This is a genomic window from Vibrio sp. HS-50-1 (assembly GCF_024747315.1).
Taxonomy (GTDB): Bacteria; Pseudomonadota; Gammaproteobacteria; order Enterobacterales; family Vibrionaceae; genus Vibrio; species Vibrio diabolicus.
In genome coordinates this window covers 13,265-26,666 of sequence record NZ_JAMPZF010000005.1, presented here as the reverse complement: position 1 = coordinate 26,666, position 13,402 = coordinate 13,265, and the positions used below count along the sequence as shown (strand labels likewise).

Sequence of the window (13,402 nt, the reverse complement as noted above, 5' to 3'; positions counted from 1 at the left end):
GCTTCAGCGTGCTTTTATGATTTTGGGGGAATGATAAAGCTCATTTTAGTAAATTGATGTGGCTCGCACGTAATTTTTAGCGATGCATCACGCCCAAATTGATTAGTGAGACGTTTGTCGACAATTTCTAAACCTAGCCCGGAGTGGTTTTCTTTTGGCGGTTCAAAACTGCCAGCATTGTCTTCGACAGTAATCAAATGACCTTGTGGGTGTGCTTCGCTGTATATATGAACTTTACCACCTTCAAGCATGTTTGAAATGCCGTGCTTAATGGCATTCTCAACCAAAGGCTGGAGTGTAAAGCTTGGCAATTTGATGTCCAGCAATTCAGGCTGAATATCGATTTCAACCTCTAAGCGGTCCGTAAAGCGGGCTTTCTCGATGCTCAAGTACGAGTTCACATGCGCTAGCTCTTCTTTTAGCGTCACGGTATTAATGTTTTGCTTTAAATTGCTACGGAAAAAGTGCGATAAATTTTGGATCAACTCACGTGCTTTATCAGGATCACGACGAGTAATCGCACTAATGGTATTGAGTGCATTAAACAAAAAGTGTGGATTCACCTGAGCGTGAAGCAATTTGATTTCTGCTTGAGCGAGTAAGGCTTGTTGTTGTTGGTAGTCGCCATACAAGATTTGGCTAGAGAGAAGCTGAGCTATCCCTTCCGCCATTGACATGTTGGCCGTGGAGAACAATTTACGCTTCGGTTCATACAGCTTAATGGTACCAATGACCTCTTTTCCCGCACGCAGTGGGATGATCAGCGCGGAGCCAAGTTTGCAGTCTTTTGCGATGGAACATTGGTATGGACGTTCTGCGCCATCAAGATAAATGATGTCGTTTTTCTCCATGGAGTCTAATGTGCTTTGCGATGAAATCGGCGTGTTCGGTTTATGGTGATCATCGCCAATGCCCACAAACGCCAAGATTTTTTCTTGGTCGGTAATCGCGACAGCGCCCACTTTGGTTTCTTCATAAATAATACGCGCGATTTTCTCAGCGTTTTCGGTGTTGAAGCCGTTGCTTAGAATTCCCACTGAGCGATCAGCAATGGTGAGTGCTCGACGCGAAAACGTCGCAGAAAACTTTTCAAAGATCGCTTTTCTGTCTTGCAGGATACTCATGAACAATGCCGCACCAAATGAGTTCGCGATGATCATCGGTGCTGCAATGGCAGACACCAGCTCATAGGCTTGATCAAAGGGTTTAGCGACGGCGAGCAGCAAAATCATTTGCACAACTTCTGCAACAAACGTGACGCTGAATACGACGCTTGGATTAAACAGCAATGCGCCTTTATTTCGCTTGATAAGGTAAACGTGGAGCAAGCCACCAATTACACCCTCGGCGGTGGTTGAAATTGCGCAGGCGAGGTCAGTAAAGCCACCAAGAGAGTATCGATGGATGCCACCAGTAAATCCGACGGCGAAACCCACCACTGGGCCACCAAACAGCCCGCCCATGACCGCGCCGATCGCGCGAGTATTAGCAATAGCATCGTTGATGTGCAGACCGAAATAGGTGCCGAGAATACAAAAGCCAGAGAAAAGTACGTAACAAATTAGGCGGTGGCTTAAGCGCGAAGAAATACTCAGCAAAGGTAAGATGATTGGCGTTTTACTTAGCATGTAAGCCAAAACTAAGTAAACACACATCTGTTGTAAAAGGGAAATGACCAGTTCCATAGTGAACCTAACCTAGAATCAATGTTGTTATTGTATACCTAAGTCACCTCAAGATACTTGGCTCAGATAAATAAAGACACCTAAATACATGGCGCTGCGCTCCGAGTTCTGAATCTTAAAGTGACTTGGGTATAAAACAAAAAGAGCCTGCAATTGGCAGGCTCTTATCTTAGTCACTCGGATGTGACGAGTATTACGCTGTTTCTGATACGGCTTGTGGTTTCTCTTCGTCAGCCAGTTCAGTTTCACCTTTACCCTTAGAGGTTTTGATAACGTAACCAGTCACAGCTAGGGCAAACACAATACCGACGATAGTTGATAGTTGCATTGGCAGGCCAAAACCTAGCGAGCTGTTGTTTAAGATGAACGTGACACATACCGTGGTCATGAAGATAGCAGGGATAGTGGTAATCCAGTGCAGCTTGTTGTGACGTAGTAGGTAAGCGGACGCAGTCCAAAGCATCATTACTGCTGTTGTTTGGTTAGCAAAACCGAAGTAGCGCCAGATAATGCCGAAGTCTACTTGAGTTAAGATACCGCCGATAACGAACAGTGGAAGTGCCATCAGTAGGCGGTTACGTAGCGTCTTTTGTTCCATGTTGAAGTATTCAGCAAGGATCAGACGGCTTGAACGGAATGCTGTATCGCCAGACGTAATTGGTAGGATAACCACACCTAGGAACGCAAGGATACCACCGAACACACCAAGCAGACCAAATGATGCGCTGTATACCACGTTACCAGGGCCACCGTTTTTCACAGCTTCTGATAGTGCGTCTAGAGAGCCGAAGAAAGACAGAGCGATAGCACACCAGATTAGCGCGATAACACCTTCACCAATCATTGCTCCGTAGAAGACGAAACGACCGTTTTTCTCGTTTTCCATACAACGTGCCATCAGTGGAGACTGAGTCGCGTGGAAGCCAGAGATCGCGCCACATGCGATAGTGATGAACAGTGCTGGCCATAGTGGCATATCATTTGGGTTAAGGTTCGAGAACATGTCTGAAACTTGGAAGTCACCCATTACTGTGTGTTCGCTAGAAAACGCAACGGCTGTCATTAGACCAACAGACATAAAGATAAGTAGAGCGCCAAACAGTGGGTAGAAGCGGCCAATGATTTTATCGACAGGAACAATCGTCGCAATGATGTAGTAAGCGAAGATAGCGATAACCATTGTAGTCATGCTTACGCTCAAGCTTGTTTGATCATTGATGAGGTTAGTAATCATGCCTGCAGGAGCAGAAACGAACACTACGCCAACAAGAAGCAGTAGGACAATGGCAAAAATATTCATAAAGTGTTTTGCGCCATTACCTAGGTAGCGACCTGTGATAGTAGGTACAGATGCGCCGCCGTTACGCACTGAAAGCATGCCTGAGAAGTAATCGTGTACTGCGCCAGCAAAAATACAACCGACAACAATCCAAAGCATTGCCGCTGGACCGTATAGTGCACCCATGATTGGGCCGAAAATTGGACCAACACCAGCGATGTTAAGTAGCTGAACTAGATAAACTTTCTTTGTTGACATTGGAACGAAGTCAACACCGTCCGATTTGGTGTGAGCAGGCGTTTGGCGTTTTTCATTGATGCCGAAAATCTTCTCGACGAAAGCGCCGTAGATGAAGTATCCGCCGATTAGGGCTGCGACACAGGTTAGAAACCACATCATAGCAATTGTCCTTGGTCTTAGTTGGGTAGGGTAATTTTTTAATCTCAGGATGCATGTTATGCGTCACTTGTGTTAAATGCATTCGGTTAGTAGATGAGTGGTCGAATAGAGCACTGAGTGGTCGATATACTGCTTGAGCGGTTTTTAAAATTGGCGAACGGTTGATTGCAGTAGTGAGCGGTTGATTCGAGGCGTCAGTGGCTTAATCTGCAAGCTAAGCGGCAAACGCCAATAATTAGTGGTAAGCTTATTTTTGAAAACAATTACTTAAGGAAGAACCATGAAAAAGGCAACGTTAGGTTTGGCGCTGGCTTTACTTGCAGGATGCGCTGCAACGACGGAAGATCTTGCCAAGTCAGGAGATTGGCATCAGATCGGATATCAAGATGGTGTAGCCGGACATACATCACGCACGATGAGCGAGCTGCGTGAGTTGGGTAGCGTTAAGCAAAGTGATTACGACCAAGGTTATTTAGAGGGGCTACGTGAATACTGCAACCCTGCTTTTGCGTATCAAATGGGGCTATCTGGTCAGTATTATGAAGGGGTTTGTGAGGGTACTGAGCAAGCACAAAAATTCCGTATGGAATGGCAGCGTGGCTGGAATGAGTACTCAAATTAATAGTCAATAAAGCCGTTGTGATACCGTCCGCAAAACATAATTGTGGCAAAACTCCCATTATTAAACTATGTTCATATTGCTTGATAGTGAGTACAGAAAAAAGGAATCACATTATGTCAACGCAAATGGCTGGTGGCTGGAGTCCATTTAATGAACTCAAAGCAGAGGATAAAGAAGTATTTGCTAAAGGTATCGAGGGGTTTGTCGGCGTCAAATATTCCCCTTTGGTTGTGGCTACTCAAGTCGTAGCCGGACAAAACTATGCGTTTTTCTGTAATGCAGAAGTTGTCTACCCTGGAGCACAACCATACCCAGCAATGGTTCATATGTTCAGCGACCTTGAAGGTAAAGTCGGTATTACTCACATTGAACGATTGAACTACTAAATTAAGCCATAAAAGGCGCCTGACTTTTAAATAAGTGAGGCGCTTTATTGATTAAGATTGATTCGCTTGATCGATCACGACTTTTCTTAAATATCCTTGTTTGGCTTTCAGTTGCTCAGTCGCGCTCTCTTTATCCAGCCCGGTTAAAATCATCAAAATAGCTAACTTGGCGTCGTAGTCCGTTTCTTTGAGCGCAGTTTTAGCCTCTTGGTTAGTACAATCTGTTGCTTGCATAACAATACGAGCCGCTCTTGCAACTAGCTTTGCATTTGTCGCTTTCACATCTACCATTAAGTTCTGATAACTTTTGCCTAGGCGAATCATGCTTGCAGTAGTGAGCATGTTCAGGACGAGCTTTTGCGCCGTCCCTGATTTTAAGCGAGTGGATCCCGTTAACGCTTCAGGTCCAACAACGGGGCTGATCGCAATATCGGCAATATCTGCAATCGGAGAGTCAGGGTTACAAGATAGTGCTACAGTGGTGGCACCAAGTTCGTTCGCATACTCTAAGCCACCAATCACGTACGGTGTCCGTCCACTTGCCGCAATACCAACGACGACATCGCGTTGTGTTAGCGTATTCTCTTTGAGATCTTGCTCGCCTAGTTCAGGATCGTCCTCTGCCCCTTCTTTCGCGCGGAACATTGCCTCTTTTCCACCCGCAATAATACCAACGACCATCTCTGGATCCGTGCCAAAAGTCGGCGGGCATTCTGAAGCGTCCAAGACACCGAGCCGACCACTGGTGCCTGCACCGATGTAAAACAACCGACCTCCGACCTTAAATGCTTCCGTGATCTTATCAACGGCTTGAGCGATCTCTGGTAGCACTCTCTCGACCGCAATTGGGACGAGTTTATCTTGTTGATTTAAACGCTGCACAATATCGAATGAAGGAAGAAGATCGATATCCATTGTTTCAGGATTTCGACCTTCAGAGACAAGGTGAGAAAGAGCCGCAATAAGCGCGTCATTTGTCATAGTAATTTAAGCCTTCGTGATTAATTTTTTGAGTAGAGTACGCCAAGTGAAGCGAGACGACTTGCCCCTGTGACTTCCGGTAAATTGCTAGGGAGGCTATGAATATAGCGCTGTGCGAGCCAAGCAAATGCCATGGCTTCCATGTAGTCACCATCAACGCCTTTTTCTGCCGTTGTCGCAACGTGCCATTGTGGCAATAACTTAGTCAATCGCTGCATTAAAAGTGGGTTTCTTGCTCCACCGCCACAGACCAATAGTTGAGGCGTGATGCCATGAGAAAACTTGTCGACTTCGTTGGCAATGGTAATCGCAGAATATTCGCAGAGTGTACGCTGTACGTCTTCGGTTGGTAAATTGTAATGAGCCAGTTGCTGATGCAGCCAGTCAATATTGAACAGTTCTCGCCCGGTACTTTTAGGTGCTGGCATGGCGAGGTAAGCTTCTTTAAGTAATTGAGTCAATAAAGTAGCGTTTACCGTTCCTTTCAGTGCAAATTGTGCATCTTTGTCGAAGCTTTGCCTAGTATGCAGCGCACACCACGCGTCCATCAACATGTTGCCCGGACCTGTGTCATAGCCAATGACTGGTTGCTCGGGATGCAGTACAGAGATGTTGGCAATGCCACCGATGTTCAGCACGACGGTGGTGGAATCTTGCATGGCAAAGATACTTTTATGAAAAGCGGGAACCAGCGGTGCACCTTGACCACCTAGCGCCATATCTTTACGTCGAAAATCTGCAACCGTATCAATCCCTGTTTTCACTGCGATGATGTTGGCATCACCCAACTGAGTGGTAAAGGGTAACTCTCCAGTAGGTTGGTGGAATACCGTTTGACCGTGATTACCAATCGCACGAATTTGTTCCGCGACGTAGCCAGACTTATTGAGCAGTTGTAAAACGGCGTCAGCGAAGAGGTGGCCAAGTTGGTGATCCAATTCACCTATGGCTTTTAAATTTGTGGCTTGACCGGTACAAACAGATAACAGCATTTCTTTCAGTGCTGTGGGCATTGGGTAATCGTCGTGCGCAACCAGACGAACGTGCTCATCACTTATTTCAACCAGAGCGGTATCAACGCCGTCCATACTCGTTCCAGACATCACACCAATGTACAGTTCGTTAAATTTCATAGCCGATCTCGTCAATTCTTCATTCACTTATTGTAAAGCAAATCTGAAGCGAATAACCTCATCGAATACGAGATATTCAGCCGATTTTGAGGAGAAAACATGGGACCGTTATGGGTTGACGTTGCGGGTTATGAACTTACCGCTGAAGACAAAGAAATTCTGGAACATCCTACGGTTGGTGGCTTAATTCTATTTGCTCGCAACTATCATGATAGTGAACAGCTTCAAGCACTTACTCAATCAATCCGCAAGGCTGCCAAGCGCCCGATTTTGATCGGTGTGGATCAAGAAGGGGGGCGAGTACAACGCTTCCGTGAAGGTTTCTCGTTGATCCCTGCAGCCGAAGAATACGCCAAACATCAAAATGGCGAAGAGCTAGCACGTATGGGCGGTTGGCTAATGGCAGCGGAGTTGATAGCACACGACATTGATTTAAGCTTTGCACCCGTGCTCGATAAAGGTCATCAATGTAAAGCGATCGGTAACCGAGCATTTGGCGAAGATGCCGATACCATTCTTCGATTTAGCACCGCTTACATGCAGGGTATGAAGAGTGTTGGCATGGCAACAACAGGAAAACACTTCCCGGGTCACGGTGGTGTGATTGCTGATTCACACTTAGAAACGCCATACGACGAGCGCAGCGACATTTTTGAACAAGACATGGCTATCTTTAAAGCGCAAATTGATGCCGGTATTTTAGATGCCATGATGCCTGCTCACGTGATTTTTCCGAACTACGACTCTCAGCCAGCTAGTGGTTCAGAATACTGGTTGAAACAAGTTTTGCGACAGCAACTCGGTTTTAAAGGCTTGGTTTTCTCCGATGATCTGACGATGGAAGGCGCTGCAATCATGGGTAGTCCTGCCGAGCGTGGGGTTCAAGCCTTGAAAGCCGGTTGCGATATGCTATTGATGTGTAATAAGCGTGAAGCACACATTGAGGTGTTGGATAACTTGCCAGTATCAACAGTGCCACTGGCGGATGCGTTACTGAAAAAACAGTCGTTTTCTCTAAGCGATCTCAAGTTATCTCAAGAGTGGAAAGCGGCGAGTGAAGCGATGAAACGCTTGACCAGCTAAACCTCTTGTAAACGATTCAAAACACCGATTAGAAGCCAAAGTTAATTATACTTTGGCTTTTTATTTGTCTGTAAATAAATATTTACACCAAATGTTTTTTATTGTGTACGCTTGTTTTTCTTTTTTAGCCTGTTATCTTGTCGTTAAAGCTTAGTTGTCTCACCAAGGATTTGGTTGGGTGTAAAAATAAATATACAGGTTAGAGTTATGCAGAAAAGTGAGTTGAGCAATATTAATATTAGCGAAGAACAGGTTCTTATTACCCCAGAGGAGCTAAAAACCAAGCTTCCTTTGAGTGAAAAAGCGCGCCGCTTTATTCAAGAGTCTCGCCAAACTATCGCTAATATTATTCATAAAAAGGATCATCGCCTGCTGGTTGTATGTGGTCCATGTTCTATCCACGACGTGGAAGCGGCGAAGGATTACGCAAAACGTCTTAAAGCGCTCTCTGAACAACTAAGTGACCAACTGTATATTGTTATGCGTGTTTACTTTGAAAAACCACGCACCACGGTCGGCTGGAAAGGGCTGATTAACGATCCGCACCTCGATGGCAGCTTCGATATTGAACATGGTCTGCATGTTGGACGCGAACTGCTAGTGGAATTGGCAGAGATGGAAATCCCGCTCGCGACTGAAGCTCTGGACCCAATTAGCCCACAATACTTGGCGGATACTTTTAGTTGGGCTGCGATCGGCGCACGTACTACGGAGTCACAAACTCACCGTGAAATGGCAAGTGGCCTGTCTATGCCAATTGGTTTTAAAAATGGCACGGATGGTAGTTTGGCAACCGCAATCAATGCGATGCAAGCTGCGTCTTCTAGCCACCGTTTTATGGGGATCAACCGTGAGGGACAAGTAGCGCTATTGACCACTCAGGGTAATGCTAATGGACACGTGATCTTACGTGGTGGCAAGCAAACTAACTACGACTCAGTGTCAGTTACTGAGTGTGAGCAAGAAATGGCGAAGTCTGGTCTTGATGCATCACTAATGGTGGACTGTAGTCACGCCAACTCACGTAAAGATTACCGTCGCCAGCCATTAGTCGCGGAGGATGTGATTCACCAAATCCGTGAAGGTAATAAGTCCATTATCGGCCTTATGATTGAAAGCCATATCAATGAAGGAAATCAATCTTCTGACTTAGCTCTTGAAGAAATGAAATACGGTGTATCTATCACTGACGCATGTATCAATTGGGATTCAACTGAGGCACTATTACGTCATGCACATGAAGAGCTAGTGCCTTTCTTAGAAAATCGTCTAAAGGCTAATTAATACAGGATTTAAGGAACATCAATGGCAGTTGAACTTAACGCATTACGCGAGCAGATTGATGCAGTCGACAAGCAAATGTTGGAGCTATTAGCTCAGCGTTTGGCGCTCGTAGAAAAAGTTGGGGAAGTAAAAAGCGAACATGGTTTGCCTATTTATGCCCCTGATCGTGAAGCGGCGATGCTGGCTTCTCGCCGAGCAGAAGCTGAGAAAATGGGAATTCCTCCACAGCTTATTGAAGATATTCTGCGTCGTACCATGCGTGAGTCTTATGCCAGTGAAAAAGACTCCGGTTTTAAGTGTTTGAACCCTGAATTACGCTCAGTGGTCATTATTGGTGGTAATGGCCAGTTAGGCGGCCTGTTTGGACGTATGTTCAAGCTATCTGGTTATCAAGTCAAAGTGCTTGGTAGCAAAGACTGGGAGCGTGCGGATGACATCCTAAAAGATGCGGGCCTGGTGGTGGTTACTGTGCCAATTCACCTAACAGAAGGTGTGATTGAAAAGCTAGGTAATCTGCCACAAGACTGTATTCTGTGTGACCTGACTTCTATAAAATCTAAGCCACTGCAAGCAATGTTGAATGTGCACCAAGGACCGGTGGTTGGTTTACACCCAATGTTTGGTCCAGATGTGCCGAGCCTTGCCAAGCAGGTGATTGTGTACTGTGATGGGCGTGGAAATGATCAATACCAATGGTTACTGCAACAGTTTGGTATTTGGGGCGCGAGCTTGTGTCAAATTGATGCGCAAGAGCACGATCATGGCATGACGTTAATCCAAGCGCTGCGTCACTTCACCTCATTTGCTTACGGCATGCATCTAAGCAAAGAGAACCCGAACATTGAGCAACTGTTAAAGTTGAGCTCACCAATCTACCGCCTGGAGTTGGCGATGGTAGGGCGTCTGTTTGGTCAGGATCCAAACCTCTACGGTGACATTATTCTCTCATCGCAAGAAAACATCGACATGATTAAGCGATTCCACCAACGCTTCGGCGAAGCACTTGCGATTTTGGATAGCAAAGATAAAGCCAAATTTGTCGAAAGCTTTGAGCTGGTGAGTGAGTGGTTTGGTGATTATTCACAACAATTTATGAATGAGAGCCAAAACTTACTCAAACAGGCGAATGATAATATTCATCGCGGTTAATCGCTGGTTATCTATCCGTGTGGAGCCCGAAACGAAAAGAGCAGCTTACGCTGCTCTTTTTTGTGTCGAGAGATAAATCAGTTAGTCGCGGTATTGCTGGTATCTTCACTTGATACTGTATTGATACTGGTGTCGCGATAGGGGGAGTTGGTTAAATTGACTTGCAGACGCACGACATTATCAATCAATTGAACTAAAGGGCCCCATTTCACTTTTTTCTCTTTTTTAAATACATAATTGAAGTTTTCAGGTGTCCACTCCATCAAGTATTGAGGGTTGAGTGCTCGCCCGAGAAAGCGCACCTCGTAATGCAGGTGCGGGCCAGTGGAATTACCTGAACTACCACATTGAGCAATCACATCGCCTTTACTGACAAATTGGCCGCTTTTCACTTTAAAGCGTTGTAAGTGAGCAAAGGAGCTCATAAAGCCAAATGAGTGACGAATAGTGACATAGTTGCCATAGCCACGATTACTCGGGCGAACGGTTTCCACCACTCCGTCTGCAGGTGCGAGGATTTCTTCTCCTCGTTTACAGGTAAGATCAATACCAGTATGAACGTGTCGTTTACCTGAAATAGGATTAATGCGACTGCCATAGGAAGAAGAAATACGTTGGTATGTCACTGGGCTATCATTTGGAATCAAACGAAACATGGTTGCTCGAACCGCGGAATCGATAGCTGCTGCATCAATTCGCTCTTCTAACGCCATGTTGTTTTCATCGATCATCAGCTCTTCGTCAGCGAGACCTAGAACCGATTCGACGTCGAATACCCGTTTTCCTAATAGCTGAATTTGATTGTTTTTATCGGTCAATGACTGAGAAAGCGAGTGGTTGGTATCAAGCTGCTCTTCATAAAGCGCGGTGATTTCGGCCTTTTCACTTTCTAGTTTGGCGATGGTTTGTGTTAGTTCGTCTTTATTGTGTATCTGCTGTTGATTGAGATACCACGCGCCACCAACGACGGCGGGTAATGCCAATACCGAAGCAAATACTGCTAGGACCGAACTGCGGCCCAAATAGAACTGCTGATCGCCGTCTTTCGTCGGGATCTGCATGATGATTTTTTTAGACATAGTTATTGTTACTTAAATAGGCGTTCATTTATTTTTCTCCTAAATCAGAGAGATGCTCTAACTCTCGGTTCAGAAGGTCGTTATTGCCTACATTCAATTCTATAAATCGTTTTAGTTGGCTAATGCTCTCGATGTCTATCTTGATGATCTTTAACCTAATCTCACACTTAGAAACATCCACAATTTGCGCTTTTAACGTAATCACTTGTTCGGATTGATCAAATGAAAAAGTAACATGGGTTGGAAGGGCTGGATCCAAAGCCTTAGTCTCTTCCACTTTCATGAGTAAACCATGTAAGGAAAGAGCTTGAATCCTAGCTTCAATTGCCAAGTCACGTTGTTCTACCTTCGCTGGCGCTTGATGGAGAATGCGTGAAAAGCGTCGTCTCTCTGCCATGTGCATTTTCTCGTCATGTCTTCAAACAGAATTGAATAGTATATCAATGCGAACAAAAAATGTTCGATTGCTGTTTGAAAAGTGTCGAGGTCGCTACAGAGTGACGTAAGTGCAATGTCATGTTCTTAACGAACGAGACGGGCTAATGAGCTCTTTTTTATAACAAAGAAAACAAAGGCCGCTATGATAGCGGCCTTTGTACAAATTACAATCAAACTTTGCGGGTTGCGATTACTTCGCAATACGCTTGTATTTGATGCGGTGTGGTTCTGCGGCTTCAGGGCCCAACGTTTTCTTCAACCAGTCCATGTACTCGGTGTAGTTACCTTCGTAGAAGTTAACTTGGCCTTCGTCACGGTAGTCAATGATGTGGGTCGCGATACGGTCAAGGAACCAACGGTCGTGCGAGATAACCATTGCACAACCAGGGAACTCTAGTAGTGCTTCTTCTAGAGCACGCAGTGTTTCCACGTCAAGGTCGTTGGTCGGTTCGTCGAGTAGTAACACGTTACCGCCCGCTTTAAGCAGTTTCGCAAGGTGGACACGGTTACGCTCACCACCTGATAGCTCACCAATGATTTTTTGTTGGTCGCTGCCTTTAAAGTTAAAGCGTGAACAGTATGCGCGAGCAGGGATTTCGAAGCTGTTGATCTTAATGATATCAGCGCCTTCAGAAATCTCTTGGAATACGGTTTTAGAATCGTCCATGCTGTCACGGAACTGATCGACCGATGCTAGTTTTACTGTATCACCCATTTCAATTGTGCCTGAATCTGGTTGTTCAGTACCACTTAACATCTTGAATAGGGTCGATTTACCTGCGCCGTTCGCACCGATGATACCAACAATCGCACCTTTAGGGATGCTGAATGATAGGTCATCAATTAGAACACGGCCGTCAAATGACTTCGTTAGGTTCTTCACTTCAATAACTTTATCACCTAGGCGCTCACCTGGCGGGATAAACAGTTCATTGGTTTCGTTACGTTTTTGGTGATCAGAGCTTTGCAGTTCTTCAAAGCGTGCCATACGTGCTTTTGATTTCGCTTGACGACCTTTAGGGTTTTTACGTACCCACTCAAGTTCTTTCTCGATGGTTTTTTGACGAGCACTTTCTTGAGACGCTTCTTGTTGTAGACGAGCATCTTTTTGCTCCAACCATGAGGTGTAGTTACCTTCCCATGGGATACCTTCACCACGGTCAAGCTCTAAGATCCAACCCGCGGCGTTATCTAGGAAGTAACGGTCGTGGGTGATAGCGACTACAGTACCTGTGTAATCCACTAAGAAGCGCTCTAGCCAAGCAACAGATTCTGCATCTAGGTGGTTGGTAGGCTCATCAAGCAGCAGCATGTCTGGCTTAGAAAGTAGCAGGCGACAAATAGCGACACGGCGGCGTTCACCACCTGATAGGTGCGCAATTTTTTGGTCCCATTCAGGTAAACGAAGTGCGTTTGCAGCTCGCTCAAGTGCGTTTTCTAGGTTGTGACCATCTTTCGCTTGAATCAGAGCTTCAAGTTCGCCTTGCTCTTTTGCAAGTGCGTCGAAGTCTGCATCTGGTTCTGCGTAAGCCGCATAGACCGCATCCAAACGTTTCAGTGCGTCAGCAACGTCAGCAACCGCTTCTTCAACAACTTCACGAACGGTTTTTGATTCGTCTAATACAGGCTCCTGGGGTAGGTAGCCTACGTTTAGACCAGGTTGTGGACGTGCTTCACCGTCGATATCCGTGTCGATACCTGCCATGATACGTAGCAGTGTGGATTTACCTGCACCGTTCAGACCTAAAACACCGATTTTCGCACCAGGGAAGAAGCTCAGAGAGATGTCTTTAAGAATTTGACGCTTAGGTGGCACAATCTTGCTCACCCGCGACATGGTATATACGTATTCAGCCATTGCCGATCGTTCCTAAATTAACTGTC

12 protein-coding genes are annotated in these 13,402 nt (G+C 45.6%); 5 read left to right on the top strand and 7 right to left on the bottom strand.

What is annotated here, in order from left to right; genetic code table 11:
* Window positions 1-14 precede the first annotated feature (14 nt).
* Window positions 15-1,685, bottom strand: a complete 1,671-nt coding sequence (locus NDJ01_RS05275) for a sensor histidine kinase (RefSeq protein WP_046873944.1) — start codon at window positions 1,683-1,685, stop codon at window positions 15-17.
* A gap of 193 nt (window positions 1,686-1,878) precedes the next feature.
* Complete coding sequence (locus NDJ01_RS05270) at window positions 1,879-3,363, bottom strand: carbon starvation protein A (protein WP_005381914.1); 1,485 nt, start codon at window positions 3,361-3,363, stop codon at window positions 1,879-1,881.
* Window positions 3,364-3,643: 280 nt separating this feature from the next.
* On the opposite strand from NDJ01_RS05270, the gene NDJ01_RS05265 reads away from it, so the two are divergent.
* Entirely contained in the window at window positions 3,644-3,985 is a 342-nt protein-coding gene (locus NDJ01_RS05265) for a DUF2799 domain-containing protein (RefSeq protein WP_012842128.1), read from the top strand.
* A gap of 113 nt (window positions 3,986-4,098) precedes the next feature.
* On the top strand, window positions 4,099-4,371 hold the full coding sequence (locus NDJ01_RS05260; RefSeq protein ID WP_012842127.1) for a hypothetical protein: 273 nt from the start codon (window positions 4,099-4,101) through the stop codon (window positions 4,369-4,371).
* Window positions 4,372-4,422: 51 nt separating this feature from the next.
* Here the strand turns inward: NDJ01_RS05260 and murQ are convergent, their stop codons facing one another.
* Both murQ and NDJ01_RS05250 read right to left on the bottom strand, forming a co-directional pair.
* Window positions 4,423-5,352, bottom strand: a complete 930-nt coding sequence (murQ, locus tag NDJ01_RS05255; RefSeq protein ID WP_258586399.1) for an N-acetylmuramic acid 6-phosphate etherase — start codon at window positions 5,350-5,352, stop codon at window positions 4,423-4,425.
* A 20-nt stretch (window positions 5,353-5,372) separates the two neighbouring features.
* On the bottom strand, window positions 5,373-6,485 hold the full coding sequence (locus NDJ01_RS05250) for an anhydro-N-acetylmuramic acid kinase (protein ID WP_258586398.1): 1,113 nt from the start codon (window positions 6,483-6,485) through the stop codon (window positions 5,373-5,375).
* Window positions 6,486-6,584: 99 nt separating this feature from the next.
* Here NDJ01_RS05250 and nagZ point away from each other — a divergent pair, with 99 nt between their 5' ends.
* From nagZ to tyrA, 3 genes are all read left to right on the top strand, one after another.
* Entirely contained in the window at window positions 6,585-7,568 is a 984-nt protein-coding gene (nagZ, locus tag NDJ01_RS05245; protein WP_006743111.1) for a beta-N-acetylhexosaminidase, read from the top strand.
* A 207-nt stretch (window positions 7,569-7,775) separates the two neighbouring features.
* Window positions 7,776-8,852 (top strand): 3-deoxy-7-phosphoheptulonate synthase, encoded by a 1,077-nt coding sequence (locus NDJ01_RS05240; RefSeq protein WP_005397501.1) that lies wholly within the window; start codon window positions 7,776-7,778, stop codon window positions 8,850-8,852.
* A 21-nt stretch (window positions 8,853-8,873) separates the two neighbouring features.
* The gene (gene tyrA, locus NDJ01_RS05235; protein ID WP_258586397.1) at window positions 8,874-10,001 is read left to right on the top strand and encodes a bifunctional chorismate mutase/prephenate dehydrogenase; all 1,128 of its coding nucleotides are present in this window, start codon (window positions 8,874-8,876) and stop codon (window positions 9,999-10,001) included.
* 77 nt (window positions 10,002-10,078) lie between these two features.
* Here tyrA and NDJ01_RS05230 read toward each other — a convergent pair whose 3' ends face one another.
* The 3 genes from NDJ01_RS05230 to ettA all read right to left on the bottom strand — a co-directional run bounded on the left by NDJ01_RS05230 (window position 10,079) and on the right by ettA (window position 13,376).
* Window positions 10,079-11,080, bottom strand: coding sequence for a peptidoglycan DD-metalloendopeptidase family protein (locus NDJ01_RS05230; RefSeq protein WP_253652045.1), 1,002 nt, complete (start codon window positions 11,078-11,080; stop codon window positions 10,079-10,081).
* A 28-nt stretch (window positions 11,081-11,108) separates the two neighbouring features.
* Window positions 11,109-11,477, bottom strand: coding sequence for a PilZ domain-containing protein (locus NDJ01_RS05225; RefSeq protein WP_258586396.1), 369 nt, complete (start codon window positions 11,475-11,477; stop codon window positions 11,109-11,111).
* A gap of 231 nt (window positions 11,478-11,708) precedes the next feature.
* Window positions 11,709-13,376 carry an energy-dependent translational throttle protein EttA gene (ettA, locus tag NDJ01_RS05220; RefSeq protein ID WP_258586395.1) on the bottom strand — a complete coding sequence of 556 codons (1,668 nt, stop codon included), beginning with the start codon at window positions 13,374-13,376 and terminating at the stop codon, window positions 11,709-11,711.
* Window positions 13,377-13,402 lie beyond the last annotated feature (26 nt).